The following is a 17,689-nucleotide window of genomic DNA, read 5'->3' as shown; positions in this document are numbered from 1 at the left end:
TCTCGATAAAAAAGGAGCTGTTTCCATGTTTACTAAAGAAAGTTATGCAGGATCTCGTGTGCAGCAATATGAGACAGTAATTAAACAACTGGATGCGTTATTAACTGGCGAATCAAACGTAGTCGCAAACTTATCAAATGCTTCCGCATTATTAAACCAATTTTTAGATCGCGTTAATTGGGTTGGCTTTTACGTAACAGAAGGAAATCAGCTTGTCCTTGGACCGTTCCAAGGAATGCCTGCTTGCGTACGCATTCCATTTGGACGAGGCGTTTGCGGCGTAGCAGCTGAAACGAAAACAACACAGCTTGTAGCAGACGTTCACCAATTCCCAGGTCACATCGCTTGCGATAGTGCTTCTAATTCAGAAATCGTTGTACCAATTGTGAAAGAAGGAGCTGTCATTGGTGTACTTGACATTGATAGTCCCGAAAAGAATCGTTTCGATGAAGTAGATCAGCGCTATTTAGAAAAGTTTGTGGAAACACTCCTAAAACATATGTAAAAAGAAAAGAGCGAGTTATCGATTTAGTACGTCCTGTACAAAACCGATAGCTCACTCTTTTTTTATTGATTAACAGTAGATATTTTCTTTAATGCCTGCTCTAAATCAGAAACGATATCCTCCCACGATTCTAAACCGACTGATAAGCGTATTAAATTATCGAAAATGCCCATTTCTTTTCTTAGTTCAGCTGGAATCGCAGCGTGCGTCATCGTTGCTGGATGCTGAATTAACGTTTCTGTATCTCCTAAACTCACCGCAATTGTAATAAAGTGAAGATCATTAATAAACGCTTGCGTCTCTTCTTTTCCGCCTTTTACTGAAAAAGAAATAACACCGCCCCCGCGTTTCATTTGACGAGATGCTAACTCTCCTTCTGGATACCAAACATCTTCTACCGCATCATGTTTTCTTAAGAACGATACAATTTTTTCTGCATTATCACAATGACGATCCATTCTTACTGCTAACGTCTTTAACCCGCGTAATAATAACCATGCATCAAACGGTGCCATAATACCGCCGATATCCTTTCGCATCGGGCGAATCTTTTCAGCTAATGCTTTCGTTTTACAAATCGTTACACCCGCCACAACGTCGCCATGACCACCAATATATTTTGTCGCACTATGCACAACAGCATCACAGCCAAGCTCAAGCGGTCTTTGTAAATAAGGTGAACAAAATGTATTATCAACAATAACAAGTAAACCTTTTCGCTTCGCAACCCGAATCACTTGTTTTAAATCAATTAATTTCATTGTCGGATTAATTGGTGTTTCAACGAAAATAAGCTTTGTATTTGGGCGAATTTTATTTTCAATATCAACCTCTGTCTCCATATCACAAAACGAATGCGTAATCATAAATTTTTCTTCTAACACTTCTAAAAAACCGTACGTGCATCCGTATAATCCATTTGAACAAATAATATGATCTCCAGCCTTTAAAAAACCGATTAAAGTCGCTGAAATAGCTGCCATACCAGATCCGAAGGCAAGTGCCTCTTCTCCTCCTTCTAACACCGCCATACGTTCTTCAAATAATTTCACAGTTGGATTTCCAAGCCGTGAGTAAATATAAGATGGATCCACTCCCGCAAAACTCGCCTCTCCTTGCTGCGCAGTCTCAAATGTAAATGTAGAAGTTTGAAATAAAGGTGGTGTTAAACTTCCTTTATGTTCCTCAGGTGTATAACCGTGATGAATTAACGCTGTCTCCATATGCTTCTTTTTCATAAAAACATCCCCCTTATGTTTTTATTGCCGCATATTCATCCATAAAAATTTGATGAACGTTTTCCTTCATTTTATGTAAGCGTTTTATTTGTGTTTCTATCTCTTCTTCTATATTGTTTTAAATTCCTTCTTATATTAACTTCCAAAATTTATATGCATAAAACAAAAACGTACTCGCTTGACGAAACTCTGGGTAAAAGATATAATAGCGTTTGTGTAAAATAAAAAGGTAGCCTTGTAATGTGAGTTTATCGTTTGTATTTTGTTCCTCTACGGAGGTGTATCTCGTAACTCCCTGCTGCTGGAGCGAAGGTACATGAAAACAAAATGCCCGTAAATATCGATTACGTCTGTTTTTATTTTACGTAAATAAAAACATTTTTAAAGGAGGAGTCAACTATGGCTCGTTATACAGGTCCAGCTTGGAAACTGTCTCGTCGTCTTGGAATCTCTCTAAGCGGCACAGGAAAAGAATTAGAAAAACGCCCTTACGCACCAGGTCCTCACGGTCCTAACCAACGTAAGAAACTTTCAGAATACGGTTTACAATTACAAGAGAAACAAAAACTTCGTCACATGTACGGCATGACTGAGCGTCAATTCCGTCGCACATTTGACCAAGCAGGTAAAATGCCTGGTAAGCACGGCGAAAACTTCATGATCCTTCTTGAAGCTCGTCTTGACAACTTAGTTTACCGTATGGGCTTAGCTCGCACTCGTCGTGCAGCTCGCCAATTAGTAAACCACGGTCACATCATGGTTGATGGCGCTCGCGTAGATATCCCATCTTACCGTGTAAAACCTGGTCAAACTATCAGCGTTCGCGAAAAATCTAACAGCCTTGTTGTTGTTAAAGAAGCGATCGAAGTTAACAACTTCGTACCAGAATACTTAACTTTCGATGCTGACAAATTAGAAGCTACTTACACTCGTCACGCTGAGCGTTCTGAGTTACCAGCTGAAATCAACGAAGCATTAATCGTAGAGTTCTACTCTCGTTAATCTCGGTACTCTGAAAAGAGTATTATTAAAAGCCTTAGGAACCTTGTTTATCAAGGGGCCTGGGCTTTTTTTATTGAATATAGCCGATTATATGTATAAAAACAAAACAATGTAACAAAATAAAACTTAACCCTCTCTCTAGAATTTCATCCATTTTTTATCCACATTAATAAAAAACTCCCCCCTTCTTCTAACACTAAAAAAACACTACATTCTACCCCACAACTCATTTTTCTTTGCTGTACTCTCCTTTTGTTAACATGATTTTTACAACGTATTTATTTGTACATAATCTATACCTTCCCTTTTTCTATTTACATTCAACTTAAAAACCTCTTCATCACCCGAGCATCTGAATAAGATTAAAAAAACTTAATGAACAAGTATCTCTTTAACCGCCGAATTATCAGAATATTACATTTACAACCCCCTTCCTTAAATTGGTATTATTTTCTTGTAAGAGGAGGGAAAGTTCATGTCTTTAAATATGTATCTCGGTGAAGTACAAGCTCAAACAGAAAGTATGAACTCTTTCTGTACCACTACTATTCAAGGTATGGAACAAATTATTCATTCTATTGATGCTTTTGCATTGGATACTGTTCTACAAGGACAAACATATAGCAGTGCAAAAGCATATTTCTTACAAACCTTTCGTCCGTTAGCACAAGGAATCATTTACTTATGCGAAGAATTAATCCGTCAAAATGATGCTTTTCCAAGAGACTTTCAATCACAGGTCGCTTCTACAGATGTTATCGAACAGGAGATATTAGAACAAATTCGAGAAATTGACCGAATGATAGCAAGTACGGAAGCAATCAATCAAGCTATGCCTATCTCGGGCATGGATGCTATAGTAAATCTATTTGCTGACATGAGGCGTAAACTTCAAGAAAAGCTAGAGCACCTATATGAATTTAATCAAACATCTAGTGATAACTATAATACAGCGATTCAATTAGCTGCTAGCATTGCGACGGGTCTCGCCGAATCCAAAGTGGAAAAGGTTTTAGTCCTGCAAGTGGTACATTTAGTACGCAAGGGTTGAATATGGAGTGGACGGGTCCTATTCAAGCAATTACAGAAGAAAAAAAACGAAAAGCTGATCATTTAATTAAAGATGGAGAAATGTGCGGTAGGCTAGAAGAAACATCTGCGATTAAAAAAGCTTGGGGCGATAAGGTAAACAGTGTAGTTAAAATGTTCGAAACAGTAAAAAAGATATGGAATGGTACTGTAATCGGAACAGGGAAATCTGTTGAAGATGCAATCAAGTCCATGGAAACTTTAAGTAATATGAATATAAGGAATATGGATATAGAAACTTTTATTAATGTTACATATGCGATTTTACATTTGGATGAAACGGCGAAAAATATGTGGCATACATTTTCAAGTACCGTGAAACGAGATATGATAAATGGAGATGCAGAGAGCCGTACGCAATGGATTACTTATGCATTAACCCAAATAGGTATTGGTCTAATCGCCGACAAGGGATTAGGTAGAGCAGGACTTGTTATAAAAGGAGTAAAAGCATCAAGTGGAGCAAGTACATTAACAAAAGGAGTAACACTAATAAAAGAAATGAAGCACGCATCTGAGATTTTACAATCTTTTAAGAAAGATGTTTCTTATGCTTTCTCTGGTGGAACTATCATAACCAAGATACCTCAAAGCGAATTGAATCAAGCCTACTATAATTTTGCAAAGACTACGATTTCAAGTGCACAAAAAAGAAATTCTCCAGGAACAGTAACTTCAAGTTTTAATCTTGAACGAAGTTTAGGGACTCAAAAGAAACTAATGTATAATAAAGGTTCAATTGGTGTTATTCCACAAGAAATTCGAAATAAGCTAATTGGAAAAAATTTCAACTCCTTTGATGATTTTAGAAAAGAGTTTTGGAAAACAGTTGCTGATTCAGACTATGCGACAGAATTTAACCAAAGAAATATAAACCTTATGAAAGAGGGTAAAGCTCCATTCGCTCCATTATCTGAGAAGTATGGTCAGCACAATCAATATATTTTGCACCATAAACAACCAATTCACCAGGGTGGAGATGTGTACAATCTCGATAACTTAATAATTGTTTCTCCTAAAATGCATCAAAATGTTTTAGATCGTTCATATCATTTCGGTAAAAAAGGTTAATGATTATGAAAGGATGGTTAGTATGACACTCAAAATGACAAAAGAAGAACTTATTGAACTTGTAACAAAGATTTGTAATCCTAAATTACCTGAAGAAGAACTTAATGAATACGTAAACCAATTTAATAATAGCGGTGTACCTCATCCCGCTCCAAGTGATATAATCTTTTGGGATTTTAGGGATTTAACACCGGAAGAAATAGTAGAGATTGCATTAAATTACAAAGAAGAAGAAAACTAAAACATGTAAAGAATAAGCCGCCCCGAAAAAACGAGCGGCTTTCTTCATTATCTAATTCATTTTATACTGTCCTATTTGTTCTAATGTTAGTATTTCTTTCAATGCTAATACAACATTAGAATTATCATTTCTGAATTTAGCCAGCTTACCTTCTTCTAACACTTAAAAACACTACATTCTACCCCATAACTCATTTTTCTTTGCTATACTTTCTTTTTTTTTAACATGATTTTTACAACGTATTTATGTGTACATAATCTATATCTTCCCTTTTTCTATTTACATTCAACCTTAAAAACCTCTTCATCACCCGAGCATCCGAATGAGATTAAAAAACTTAATGAACAAGTTTTTGTTTTCGGAATAATTAGAACATTATATTTACAACCTCTTCCTTAAATTGGTATTTTTTTGTAAGGGGGAGGGAAAGTTCATGTCTTTAAATATGTATCTCGGTGAAGTACAAGCTCAAACAGAAAGTATGAACTCTTTCTGTACCACTACTATTCAAGGTATGGAACAAATTATTCATTCTATTGATGCTTTTGCATTGGATACTGTTCTACAAGGACAAACATATAGCAGTGCAAAAGCATATTTCTTACAAACCTTTCGTCCTTTGGCACAAGGAATCATTTACTTATGTGAGGAATTAATTCGTCAGAACGATGCCTTTCCAAGTCAATTTCAATCACAGGTAGCTTCAACAGATGTTATTGAACAAGAAATATTAGAACAAATTCGAGAAATTGACCGAATGATAGCAAGTACAGAAGCACTCCATCAAACTATGCCAAATCCGGGCATGAACGATATGGTAAATCTTTTTGCTGTCATGAAACGAAAACTGCAAGAGAAACTAGAACATCTATATGAATTTAATCAAACATCTAGCGATAACTATAGTACAGCAATTCAATTAGCCGCTAACATTGCGACAGGTTTAGCCGAAGTCCAAAGTGGAAAAGGTTTTAGTCCTGCAAGTGGTACATTTAGTACACAAGGGTTGAATATGGAATGGGTAACTTCTATTCAATCGATTACAGAAGATAAGAATCGTCAGGCTGATAATTCAATTGAAGAAGGTGCAATGTGTGGAAAAATCCCACCACAATCAGAACAATCCTTTTGGGATAGAAATAAAAAGGATTTGAGCGATGCCTGGACTGGTATTTCCACTGGTGTAGTAGATGGCGTTGTAGACGCATGGGACGGATTTGTTGCTTTGGGAGATAAAGAGACCTGGTTAAACATGAAAGATGCAATCGTAAATTATAAAGAAACCCTACCTGCGGCATGGAATGCCCTGTCCGATTCATTCATGAACGAATTATGGAATGGGGATATGGAAAGTAGGGAACATTATGCAGCTTATGTAGTCACCTCGCTACTCACAGGGTTTATTGGTAGCAAAGGTCTAGATAAAATTGGACAAGTAGGTAAAGCATCTGCTATGACAAGTCTTATTAAAGGGAAATCCCTTATAACTAATCCCCCTGCATACAGAAATGCATTGCATATATTAAACAACTATGAATTAAAACCTGGAAATTCTTTCTCATATGCAGGAGTTGGAAGTATCCAACAGTATTTGCAGAAAGCAGCTCCATATACTTATGAAGGTCCAAATGGCCCTAAGACAATAAGATTAAGAAAAGGTGAGTTGGCAGGAGACAAACACCCTGTTACAGGTATTCCGTATGATGCAGATGGGTTCCCTATTTTTAAATCTAAGGGTGAGGTAATCCTAAAAGAGGCAGACTTAAAAAAATCTAGAACAACACATTTTAGAAAATGTAGTAAAGCATTATACGAACAAATAATAAAAGACCCTGATTTAGCTTCAAGATTTACGAAAGAAGAAATTCAAATGTTTAAACAAGGTGAAACACCAAAGCATTACACATGGCATCACCATCAAGATACTGGTAGAATGCAACTTGTAGATTATCAGATACATCACGATACTGGCCATACAGGTGGCTATAGAATTTGGGGAAAAGATAGCGATAAATAAGGAGTGGCAAAAATGAACAATATTACATGGTCCTTTATGAGTAAAACACCAGTTACAGACGAAGAAATCCAAAAGGCAGAACAATATTTTAATATTAAATTACCCAACGATTTTGTTGCGTGCGTGAAGAAATATGACGGGGGATACCCTAACCCAAAAGTATTTGATGTACCAGGACAAGATGAAAATGTATTCAGTGACCTCTTAACTCTTCATATAGAAGATAAATATTCGATTGTCCAAAACTATGAAGGTATAAAAGATAGATTAGTTGATAAAGTATACCCTTTTGCTAGAGACCCGTTTGGTAACCTTCTATGCTTTGATTACCGAAATAACCCCGAAGCCCCAACCGTTGTATTTTGGGATCATGAGGAAGAAGAGATGGAAGAAGCAATTTACCCTGTTTGTTCATCTTTTACAGAATTGCTAGATAGCTTACGCGATTTTGAAGACGACGAATAAAACAAAAAAAGAAGAACGCCTTGTAGTGAGAATAAACGTTCTTCTTTTTATTGATTTATGTAATTATTCATCAAAAACGTAATATTTAAGCGCGAGGATTGATATTAATGGCAGTAGGATTTAAAGTAGATATATTTTTCTATGAAACAGGACACCCTGATTTTTTACATAGCTTTTTTTCAACCATGTCTTATCATACAGAGTCTGAAGGTTGGGGCACTAAGTACCCACTATTAATGAAGAATTTATATTTCGACAAGTTACGTTGGGAGGACACAGAAGAAGCACTTCAAAATGTAGAAGAGATAAGAAAAATTTTAAGTGAATTACCTCCTACAGAAGTTATCTGGGATATTGAGCACATGGAAAAACAGCCACCTTGGGGAAATAAAATTCCTAATAAAACAACTAGTTTAGCCAATTATCACGCTACTCCAACAGGTACAACTTTTTTAGATTTACTAAGCAACGCTTTAAACACTGCAAAAAGAAACAAAATTGATATAACAATTTCAAATCTAGGAAAATAAATCCTGCTAGATATCTTATGGTTTCATTTGAGTTTTCATCACTTTACGCTTCGAGGCTGAATAAAAACATTTAAGTCACACTCATATGATTTGTGGCTTTTATTATGTAATAATTTATAGATTTTCGTAGACATTTCACCCCCTTTATTTTTAAAAATGTTGTCTAACGATAGAAATGCCCCTACGCTACCTATCCTCCCCAAAGGACAAATTTCATTAAAAGTAATACATGAATAACAAAAAAGATATCTCCAAAGGGTCATTTTAAAGACCTTCTGGGATACCCTCTTTTTTCGTATATATAAAATAAAGTTATTTATTTTCCTCTTTTTGAACATATACATAAGCATCTTTCTGCTCTTTATGTATATCAACTTTCGAATTCTCTGCAAGTTGACCCGCGTTTAGCAAAGAAAAAATAATCAACGCTTCTAGTGACATTTCGTTTTACCACTCCTTTCTAATTGTTATACGTTTATCATACCGCTTACATGTGATTTCCGTATGAACTCGAAAAGGAGATTAAAACAAAAAAGCTTTGAGGAAATTCCTCAAAGCTTTTTATTTATTAGTAACGAATTAAGAAATATTTCTTCTTACCGCGGCGAATGATTGTGAATTTACCTTCGATGCGGTCGTTTTCTGTTACAACGTAGTCTAATGCTTGTGTACGCTCACCGTTCACGTAGATTGCGCCGTTCGTTACATCTTCACGTGCTTGACGTTTTGATGGAGAGATTTTGCTTTCTACAAGTAAGTCGATTAATACTGTATCTTCTGCAGTACGTTCTACAGATGGTACGTCTTTGAATCCTTGCTCGATTTCGCTTGCAGTCAGTTCTGCTACAGAACCGCTGAATAATGCAGCTGAAATTTTAATCGCTTGCTCTAATGCTTCTTCGCCGTGAACAAGTTTTGTCATTTCAGAACCTAATGCTTTTTGTGCTGCACGTTTTTCTGGCGCTTCAGCTACTTGCTTTTCAAGCTCAAGAATTTCTTCATGAGATAAGAATGTGAAGTATTTTAAGTATTTAACAACGTCGCGGTCATCTGTGTTAATCCAGAATTGGTAGAACTCGTAAGGAGTTGTTTTCTCTGGGTCTAACCAAATTGCGCCGCCTTCGGTTTTACCAAACTTCGTACCGTCAGATTTAGTAACTAGTGGAATTGTTAAACCGAATGCTTTCGCATCTTCTTCTGATTTACGGATTAATTCAAGACCAGCTGTAATGTTACCCCATTGGTCACTACCACCGATTTGTAGACGGCAATTATGTTGCTGATATAAGTTTAAGAAGTCGTATGATTGTAAAATCATGTAACTAAACTCAGTGAATGAAATACCAGTTTCTAAACGAGATGCTACTGTATCTTTTGCTAACATATAGTTTAAACCGAAGTTTTTACCGATATCGCGTAAGAATGAAATTACATCTAAGCTACCAAGCCAGTCGTAGTTGTTAGCCATCGTTGCTGGGTTGTCCACGTTTTCAAACTCTAAGAAGTTTGAAAGTTGGTTTTTAATGCTTTCTGTGTAGTAAGCAACTGTATCTTTCGTATTTAATGTACGTTCTGCTTTTTTACCACTCGGGTCACCGATCATACCAGTACCACCACCAACAAGTGCGATTGGTTGGTGACCAGCTAATTGGAAACGACGTAACATTAATACTGGTAACATATGACCAATGTGTAAGCTATCCGCTGTCGGGTCGAAACCACAGTATAATTTAACGCTTTCTTTTTCTAATAATTGCTCAAGGCCCTCAGCATCTGTTTGCTGATTAATTAGACCGCGAAATTCAAGATCTTGTAAAATACCCATATCCTACATACTCTCCTTTAAGTTCATTACTGGCGTGAAGGTTGAAAACATAAAAAAATCGCCCCTTCAAATAAGGGACGATTTTGATTATCGCGTTACCACCCTAGTTGCAGGCAAAAAAGCCTACCACCTTATTTACATAACGGCTTAGCACCGTCTTTTCCCTTTTGAATAAAATTCAATCGAAAAAAGATGCTCTAGGGGCGTAATTCGCGATCATCTATGTGCTGATTTTCACCGGCCATCAGCTCTCTAAAACAGGGAAATGATCACTACTTCTCCCTTTCCACGCTCAATTATTCATATACTTTTCTTTATACCATCATTTATATAGGCATGTCAAATAGAGGTCAGGTTTCCCTTCTTGTCAATCCTTTACAACGTCGCAAGAAGTAATTTATTAGACATATAAAAGCCTCCCTCATCTATTCTTTCATAAATGTATACAGACGAGGAAGGCACTTCGTTCAAATATTATTTTAGTTTTTTTATAATCTTTGCAGGATTCCCGCCAACTACTACATTATTAGGCACATCTTTCGTTACGACAGCACCAGATGCGATCACCGCATTGTCTCCAATTGTTACACCTGGATTAATAATTGCTCTTCCGCCAATCCATACGTTATCGCCAATTGTAACTGGTTTTCCGTATTCTGATCCGCTTATACGCTCAATTGGATCAAGTGGGTGCGTTGCTGTATAAATGTGAACACCTGGAGCTAACATACAGTTCACTCCGATTGTTACCGGGCATACGTCTAGAATCGTACAGTCAAAGTTCGCGTAAAAATTTTCGCCAACGTGAATGTTATAGCCGTAATCACATCTAAAAGAAGATTCAAGATGAATATTATCTCCTGTCGTTCCGAATAATTCTTTTACGATTTCGCTACGCTCTTTCAATTGCTCTTCTGGCGTATCATTTAATTTTCTCGTTAATATACGTGCTTGCTCTCTTTCTTGTACTAAAACTGGATCAGCCGGTATGTACATTTCTCCTAGTATCATCTTTTCCTTTTCTGTTTTCATCATACTATCCCCTTTAACTTATATATATAAGTTCATGATATCATAAAAAAGAAAGGCCTGAACATTTTTCGTTCAGACCTTTCTCTCTTAATCTTCCATCGTTGATAAGTCACCTGTTGGTAAGTTTAACTCCCACGCTTTTAATACGCGGCGCATAATTTTACCACTTCTCGTTTTCGGTAATTTATCTCTAAATTCAATTTGTCGTGGCGCTGCATGAGCTGCTAGGCCTTTCTTTACAAATTGACGAATTTCTTCTTTTAATTCATCAGATGGTTCGTATCCTGCTCGAAGTGCGATAAATGCTTTAATAATTTCGCCGCGCACCGGATCAGGAATACCAATTACACCAGCTTCTGCAACAGCAGCATGCTCGATTAATTTACTTTCTACTTCAAACGGACCAACGCGCTCACCTGACGTCATAATTACATCGTCAATACGCCCTTGGAACCAGAAGTATCCATCTTCATCCATATAGGCAGAGTCACCTGATACGTACCAATCTCCCGGCATGAAATAAGATTCATATTTTTGCTGGTTATTCCAGATCCCGCGCATCATAGATGGCCAACCTTTCGCAATTGCTAAGTTACCCATTGTGTAAGGAGGCACTTCATTTCCTTCATTATCAACAATCGCTGCTTTCACACCTGGAATTGGTTTACCCATTGAACCTGGACGGATTTCCATACAAGGGTAGTTACAAATTACTTGTCCACCTGTTTCTGTCATCCACCACGTATCATGAATACGAAGTCCAAATGCATTCATACCCCAGCGAATTACTTCTGGATTTAACGGCTCACCAACGCTTAATACGTGACGAACTTGTGATAAGTCATATTTTTTAATTGCGTCTTGTCCAGCTCCCATTAACATACGGAATGCTGTTGGTGCGCTGTACCAAACCGTCACACCGTAATCTTGCAGTGCTTCATACCAAGCTTCTGGACTAAAGCGTCCACCTAAAATAACATTTGACGCTCCAACTAACCACGGTGCGAAAATACCGTAAGCTGTTCCAGTTACCCAGCCCGGGTCAGCAGTACACCAATATACATCGTCTTCTTTTAAATCTAATACCCACTTCGCCGTTTGATAGTGCTGAACCATTGCGTTTTGCGCATGAAGCACACCTTTTGGCTTACCAGTAGAACCAGACGTGTAATGTAGAATCAAACCGTCTTCACGGCCTAACCATTCAATATGTAATTCTTTTGAAGCTTGTTCAAATAACGGATTGAACGCTACCGTTTTACCGCCTTCTTCTACATTATCTCCAACAAGGAAAACTGTTTTTAAAGCCGGTAAATCATTTAATGGTACGCGCTCTAATAATTCAGGCGTTGTAATTAACACCTTTGCTTCGCTATCTTCTAAGCGATCGCGAACTGCGCCTTCCATAAATGCTTCAAATAGCGGTCCAACAATTGCTCCTAATTTCACTGCACCTAAAAGTGCGAAATATAACTCTGGAGAACGTGGCATAAAAATAAAAACGCGATCGCCTTTTTCTACATCGCCATAATTCTTAAGGACGTTTCCTGCTTTATTAGAAAAATCCTTCATTTCCTTAAATGTATATTTCTCTTTTCGCGATCCATCTTGATAATAAAGAGCTACTTTATTCTTTCGATCGGATTTCGCATGCTTATCAATTGCCTCATACGCCATATTTACTCGGCCTGTTTCATTCCAAGTAAAGTTTTTATTAACCTCTTCCCAGTTAAAATTCGCGTATGCCTCATCATAATTCGGCAAATTATTTTCTCCTTTAATGACAGGAAGCGTTTCTACTTTCATACTTTACATCCCCCTCCTATGTATTCTATTATCTATTATAATGACATCATTTAAAATTTTCAGTATATTTGTTGATTTTTAGACAAATTTTTAATGACAAATTTCGATTCACATCGCATATATTATAAAGTACGATATTAATAGATTCACAAACCCTCAAGGTGGTGAGCAATACATTGATTCATAAAAAAATATATAATGCTAGAAACTTAAAAACAGCGAAAGGCACTTTAATTATTGAAGGTCCTGTCTCTACACATAACTTAGAAATGTATGAGTTTCATCCAGACTTAATTGCGTTTCGTCCTGCCGAGCAACAATATAAAGCAATTGTCGAAATTTCTAAATTACCAGAAGCTCGTCTCATTATTGCTAGACATGACCAAACAATTGTTGGATATGTTACATACTTGTATCCTGATCCACTTGAACGATGGTCAGAAGGAAAAATGGAAAACTTAATTGAGCTTGGGGCAATTGAAGTAGTCCCAGCCTTCCGCGGGAGTTCTGTCGGAAAGAACTTACTAGAGGTTTCTATGATGGACGATTATATGGAAGATTACATTATATTGACGACTGAATATTATTGGCACTGGGATTTGAAACAAACAGGATTGAATGTGTGGGAATACCGAAAAGTAATGGAGAAGATGATGAATGCTGGCGGGTTACAATGGATGGCTACAGACGATCCTGAAATTTGTTCACATCCTGCCAACTGTTTGATGGTCCGCATCGGTAAACGCGTTGATACGGATTCTATTCAAGCTTTTGATCGTCTACGTTTTCACAATCGTTTTATGTATTAATAAAGGGGGCAACTGGAATGATTGTAGAAGAAATTATGAATCAAAATGTAGTTACATTACATCCAAACGATACAATCGAAACAGCAATCCGAACGATACGCACGAAAGGCATTCGGCACATTCCAATTGTCGATCAAAATAATCACGTCGTAGGCATTATTTCTGATCGGGATGTAAGAGATGCAAGTCCGTCTATTCTAGATGAACAAGTTTCACTCGATATGCTACAGCAACCGCTCGAACTTATTATGAAACATCCTGTTATGACTTGCCATCCTCTCGATTTCGTTGAGGAAATTGCTACTTTATTTTTTGAAAATAAAATTGGCTGTCTTCCTGTTACAAAGGCCGGGAAGTTAGTTGGAATCATTTCTGAATCTACAGTATTACACACGTTAGTAAAATTAACAGGAGCACATCAACCAAGTTCGCAAATTGAAATTCAAGTAAAAAACGAACCTGGTATTCTTGGAAAAGTCGTTGCTATTTTTAGTGATTTACAAATAAATATCGTGAGCGTTCTCGTCTATCCAGCAAAAGATGAGAATGATAAAGTACTCGTTTTCCGCATTCAAACGATGAATCCTCTAAAAGTGATTGATGCACTTGAAGCAGAAGGCTACCGCGTATTATGGCCAAACATCATGGGGATGCAGGCATGAGTAGCGCGTTTATTTATTCGGATGACTTCCGGGGCTATTCATTTAGCCCTGATCATCCTTTTAACCAACTGCGCGTCACACTTACGTATGATTTATTACAAAAGGGCGGTTTCATCTCTCCCTCTCAAATCATCTCACCACGGACGGCTACAGATGAAGAAATCGCCTACGTTCATACAGAGGAGTACATAAATGCGGTAAAACGTGCTGGAGAAGGAAAGTTAGAAAAATCAATTGCAATGACATATGGACTCGGAACAGAAGATACACCGATGTTCCCAAATATGCACGAAGCAAGCGCATTGCTCGTTGGTGGTACATTAACAGCTGTCGATGCTGTTCTTTCTGGGAAAGTAAAGCACGCTCTCAATTTAGGTGGCGGCTTACATCACGGCTTTCGCGGCAAAGCATCTGGCTTTTGTATTTATAACGACAGTTCTATCGCAATGAAGTATATTCAAAAGAAATACGGTTTACGCGTCTTATATATTGATACAGATGCTCATCACGGCGATGGCGTACAATGGTCGTTTTATGATGACCCTAACGTATGCACAATTTCATTACATGAAACTGGTCGCTATTTATTTCCTGGAACTGGCGCTGTAAATGAACGCGGACAAGGTAATGGCTATAGTTATTCTTTTAACGTTCCACTCGATGCTTTTACAGAAGATGAATCGTTCTTAGAATCATATCGAACTGTTGTAAAAGAAGTTGCAGCGTACTTTAAACCGGATATTATTTTAACGCAAAATGGTGCTGACGCACATTATTATGACCCACTTACGCATCTTTGTGCGACAATGAATATTTACCGCGAAATACCGAAGCTCGCTCGTGAAATTGCTAATGAATATTGCGACGGTCGCTGGATCGCTGTCGGTGGCGGTGGCTATGATCACTGGCGCGTCGTTCCAAGAGCTTGGGCACTCATTTGGCTCGAAATGAACAACATCCAAAACATCTCAGGTTATCTCCCTCCAGAATGGATTGAAGCTTGGAAAGGACAAGCAGAAACAGAACTTCCCCTCACATGGGAAGATCCAGACAACATGTATAAACCTATCCCCCGTAAACCAGAAATTGAAGAAAAAAACGCATTAACTGTAGCGAAATCCCTTGAAATTATTCGGAATAATATGACAAAATCTTTATACTAAACGAAAAGGAGGCTCGTTTTTGAATAGCCTCCTTTTATTTAAAGCTTGCTATTATTGTCGTTTTCTGTCGGTAAGTCGATATATTTTAATAATCGCTAATGTATTTCGAGATGCGCCGATATATTTTGATAATCGCTGATATATTCCGAGTTGCGCCGATATATTCTAATAATCGCTGATATATTTTTATGTACTAATGGATTTTATGAGGAAAGGTCGTGATATTATGTGGATACAACAAATGATCCACACGAAACGTGGCACATTTGAACTCTTTACAAAAGGAGATGGCGAATCGCTTTGTATTACACATCACTATTCACAATTTAATGAAACTGGTGATTACTTTGCGGATGTTTTTACTGCTACGCATCGTGTATTTCTCATTAATTTACGAGACGTTGGTAACTCGTTAAAAGCCAATTCAGAAAAAGAATTAAGCATGATTGAAACAATCCACGACTTGGAAGCCATACGAGAAGCATTACAACTTCCAACATGGCATTTCGCTGGCCATTCAACAGGTGGTATGCTTGGACTTTTATATGCAATTACATATCCACATTCCTTACAATCATTAGTCGTAGCAGGAGCTGCAGCAAGTAACTATACCGAAACACCATTCTGCATTTATCACCCAGCACATCCACAGTTTCATTATATGCAAAAACTCATCGAAAACTTAAAAAGCCCTCACCTTACAAATGAAGAACGGAAAGAACTATCTACTAAGAGAACAAAATTATCATTGTATAAACCAGAAAACTACAACTCTTATTTTTGTAAACCAATCAATAAAACAATGTCCATTAGCCGGATGAATGCTTTCGCCAATGAATATCCTTCATTTGATTTAAGAGAGAATTTACCTTCCATCCAAACAAAGACACTTATTATATGCGGAAGATATGATGTACAGTGCCCAATTCAATATTCTATCGAGATACATGATGGGATACGTAATTCTATCTTCATTCCATTCGAAAACAGCAACCATTATCCTTTTTTAGAAGAAGCTGCTCAGTTTACTTCTACTACTCAAACATTTTATAAATCGTTAGTACCATTATTATTAAGAAAACCTAAACACTGATAAAAAGCTCATAGCCTCTATACGACTATGAGCTTTTTTCAAAAGAAATATTTCACACTAAAAACAACTAAAAAAACAAAAGAAATAACCACTAAACCCACATCAAGTAATACCGACTTTTTATCTCTATCTTTTAAACTTACCTTAGAGCTAGAAATGCTTTTAATTACCCAAAAGATCGCAAAAAAGAACCAACCGAAATGATCATTCGTAGAATCTTCATCATAAAACATTTGTATTGCACCAATAATCAATAAGATAAGTACGATATTAGTTCCAATCTTTAAAGTCTTATTTGATTTATTATCTTTTAATATATCCCCCAACATATAGCTCGCTCCCTATGCTCTCCTCTGTTTTGTTTCTCTTTACATTTTAACACAAATTACCTATTTCTTCCTTTTCATTCGAATAACATACAAAAAACCTGCCAATTACTCGGCAGGTATATTACACGTTAAAACGATAACCAGCTCCCCATACTGTTTCAATATATTGCGGGTGAGCAGGATCTCTTTCAATTTTTTCACGTAGCTTTCTAATGTGGACGACAACAGTGGCTAAATCACCAGCGGAATCTAATCCCCAAATGCGTTCAAATAACTGTTCTTTATTTAATACTTGGTTTGGATGTGTGACAAAGAATGTTAATAAATCAAATTCCTTCGTTGTAAATGCCACTTCTTCATTGTTTATAAAAACTTTCCTCGCTCGTTGATCGATAGAAATTCCGTGAATATATAACGTATCGCGTTGCTTACTTACATTTCCTAATAATCTTTCATAACGAGAAATATGTGCTTTTACTCTTGCGACTAATTCACTCGGGCTAAACGGCTTCGTTATATAATCATCCGCTCCTAATCCGAGTCCGCGAATTTTATCTATATCTTCTTTTTTTGCTGAAACAAGTAGAATCGGAATATCTTTTACAGCACGTATTTGTTTACAAATTTCGAATCCGTTCATTTTCGGAAGCATAATATCTAAAATAATTAAATCATAGTCTTCTTGCAAGGCTGTTTGTAAACCTATTTCTCCTGAATGCTCTACATCAACTTGGAAATCATTAATTTCTAAATAATCTCGCTGTAATTCTGCAATACTTACTTCATCTTCTATTAATAAAATTCTTTTCAAT

Annotated in this window: 17 protein-coding genes, 1 pseudogene and 1 other annotated feature; of the genes and pseudogenes, 11 read left to right on the top strand and 7 right to left on the bottom strand. The window is 36.9% G+C overall.

Annotated features, from left to right (window positions below; genetic code table 11):
• Window positions 1-25: 25 nt before the first annotated feature.
• The gene (locus ACTFRU_RS26350; RefSeq protein WP_000494340.1) at window positions 26-505 is read left to right on the top strand and encodes a GAF domain-containing protein; all 480 of its coding nucleotides are present in this window, start codon (window positions 26-28) and stop codon (window positions 503-505) included.
• A 62-nt stretch (window positions 506-567) separates the two neighbouring features.
• On the opposite strand, the gene megL is transcribed toward ACTFRU_RS26350, so the two are convergent.
• The gene (megL, locus tag ACTFRU_RS26345; RefSeq protein WP_000726570.1) at window positions 568-1,743 is read right to left on the bottom strand and encodes a methionine gamma-lyase; all 1,176 of its coding nucleotides are present in this window, start codon (window positions 1,741-1,743) and stop codon (window positions 568-570) included.
• Between the two features lie 399 nt (window positions 1,744-2,142).
• Here megL and rpsD point away from each other — a divergent pair, with 399 nt between their 5' ends.
• The 6 genes and pseudogenes from rpsD (at window position 2,143) to ACTFRU_RS26315 (ending at window position 8,158) form a co-directional block, all read left to right on the top strand.
• On the top strand, window positions 2,143-2,745 hold the full coding sequence (gene rpsD / locus ACTFRU_RS26340) for a 30S ribosomal protein S4 (RefSeq protein ID WP_000135317.1): 603 nt from the start codon (window positions 2,143-2,145) through the stop codon (window positions 2,743-2,745).
• Window positions 2,746-3,220: 475 nt separating this feature from the next.
• Window positions 3,221-4,905: pseudogene (locus ACTFRU_RS26335) on the top strand (T7SS effector LXG polymorphic toxin).
• A gap of 22 nt (window positions 4,906-4,927) precedes the next feature.
• Entirely contained in the window at window positions 4,928-5,146 is a 219-nt protein-coding gene (locus ACTFRU_RS26330; RefSeq protein ID WP_000172895.1) for a bacteriocin immunity protein, read from the top strand.
• A gap of 433 nt (window positions 5,147-5,579) precedes the next feature.
• The gene (locus ACTFRU_RS26325) at window positions 5,580-7,163 is read left to right on the top strand and encodes an HNH endonuclease (RefSeq protein WP_088867934.1); all 1,584 of its coding nucleotides are present in this window, start codon (window positions 5,580-5,582) and stop codon (window positions 7,161-7,163) included.
• 12 nt (window positions 7,164-7,175) lie between these two features.
• Window positions 7,176-7,628, top strand: coding sequence for an SMI1/KNR4 family protein (locus tag ACTFRU_RS26320; RefSeq protein WP_001060036.1), 453 nt, complete (start codon window positions 7,176-7,178; stop codon window positions 7,626-7,628).
• A gap of 107 nt (window positions 7,629-7,735) precedes the next feature.
• On the top strand, window positions 7,736-8,158 hold the full coding sequence (locus ACTFRU_RS26315; RefSeq protein ID WP_000268163.1) for an immunity 70 family protein: 423 nt from the start codon (window positions 7,736-7,738) through the stop codon (window positions 8,156-8,158).
• A 312-nt stretch (window positions 8,159-8,470) separates the two neighbouring features.
• Here the strand turns inward: ACTFRU_RS26315 and ACTFRU_RS26310 are convergent, their stop codons facing one another.
• The 4 genes from ACTFRU_RS26310 to acsA all read right to left on the bottom strand — a co-directional run bounded on the left by ACTFRU_RS26310 (window position 8,471) and on the right by acsA (window position 12,821).
• Entirely contained in the window at window positions 8,471-8,599 is a 129-nt protein-coding gene (locus tag ACTFRU_RS26310; protein WP_000050940.1) for a hypothetical protein, read from the bottom strand.
• A 127-nt stretch (window positions 8,600-8,726) separates the two neighbouring features.
• Window positions 8,727-9,983 (bottom strand): tyrosine--tRNA ligase, encoded by a 1,257-nt coding sequence (tyrS, locus tag ACTFRU_RS26305; protein WP_000512092.1) that lies wholly within the window; start codon window positions 9,981-9,983, stop codon window positions 8,727-8,729.
• 70 nt (window positions 9,984-10,053) lie between these two features.
• Window positions 10,054-10,281, bottom strand: a binding site (T-box leader).
• Window positions 10,282-10,457: 176 nt separating this feature from the next.
• Window positions 10,458-11,018 carry a maltose acetyltransferase domain-containing protein gene (locus ACTFRU_RS26300; RefSeq protein ID WP_016099034.1) on the bottom strand — a complete coding sequence of 187 codons (561 nt, stop codon included), beginning with the start codon at window positions 11,016-11,018 and terminating at the stop codon, window positions 10,458-10,460.
• An 84-nt stretch (window positions 11,019-11,102) separates the two neighbouring features.
• Window positions 11,103-12,821, bottom strand: coding sequence for an acetate--CoA ligase (gene acsA / locus ACTFRU_RS26295; protein WP_000862049.1), 1,719 nt, complete (start codon window positions 12,819-12,821; stop codon window positions 11,103-11,105).
• A 176-nt stretch (window positions 12,822-12,997) separates the two neighbouring features.
• Here acsA and acuA point away from each other — a divergent pair, with 176 nt between their 5' ends.
• The 4 genes from acuA to ACTFRU_RS26275 all read left to right on the top strand — a co-directional run bounded on the left by acuA (window position 12,998) and on the right by ACTFRU_RS26275 (window position 16,548).
• Window positions 12,998-13,630, top strand: coding sequence for an acetoin utilization protein acetyltransferase AcuA (gene acuA / locus ACTFRU_RS26290; protein WP_000581388.1), 633 nt, complete (start codon window positions 12,998-13,000; stop codon window positions 13,628-13,630).
• Between the two features lie 17 nt (window positions 13,631-13,647).
• Window positions 13,648-14,292: an acetoin utilization AcuB family protein gene (locus tag ACTFRU_RS26285; protein WP_000634583.1), complete on the top strand. Its 645-nt coding sequence runs from the start codon at window positions 13,648-13,650 to the stop codon at window positions 14,290-14,292.
• Window positions 14,289-15,455 (top strand): acetoin utilization protein AcuC, encoded by a 1,167-nt coding sequence (gene acuC, locus ACTFRU_RS26280; protein ID WP_017674370.1) that lies wholly within the window; start codon window positions 14,289-14,291, stop codon window positions 15,453-15,455. Before ACTFRU_RS26285 ends, acuC begins: the two co-directional genes overlap by 4 nt.
• Window positions 15,456-15,660: 205 nt before the next feature.
• The gene (locus ACTFRU_RS26275) at window positions 15,661-16,548 is read left to right on the top strand and encodes an alpha/beta fold hydrolase (RefSeq protein WP_440037964.1); all 888 of its coding nucleotides are present in this window, start codon (window positions 15,661-15,663) and stop codon (window positions 16,546-16,548) included.
• Between the two features lie 38 nt (window positions 16,549-16,586).
• Here the strand turns inward: ACTFRU_RS26275 and ACTFRU_RS26270 are convergent, their stop codons facing one another.
• On the bottom strand, window positions 16,587-16,877 hold the full coding sequence (locus ACTFRU_RS26270) for a hypothetical protein (protein WP_000900161.1): 291 nt from the start codon (window positions 16,875-16,877) through the stop codon (window positions 16,587-16,589).
• Between the two features lie 121 nt (window positions 16,878-16,998).
• Window positions 16,999-17,688: a response regulator transcription factor gene (locus ACTFRU_RS26265; protein WP_002024886.1), complete on the bottom strand. Its 690-nt coding sequence runs from the start codon at window positions 17,686-17,688 to the stop codon at window positions 16,999-17,001.
• Between the last annotated feature and the right edge of the window lies 1 nt (window position 17,689).

It is taken from the genome of Bacillus cereus group sp. MYBK220-1, assembly GCF_051916445.1.
In the GTDB taxonomy this organism is placed as follows: domain Bacteria; phylum Bacillota; class Bacilli; order Bacillales; family Bacillaceae_G; genus Bacillus_A; species Bacillus_A cereus.
The sequence above is the reverse complement of the archived record's forward strand: the minus strand, read 5'-3'. Positions and strand labels throughout refer to the sequence as shown.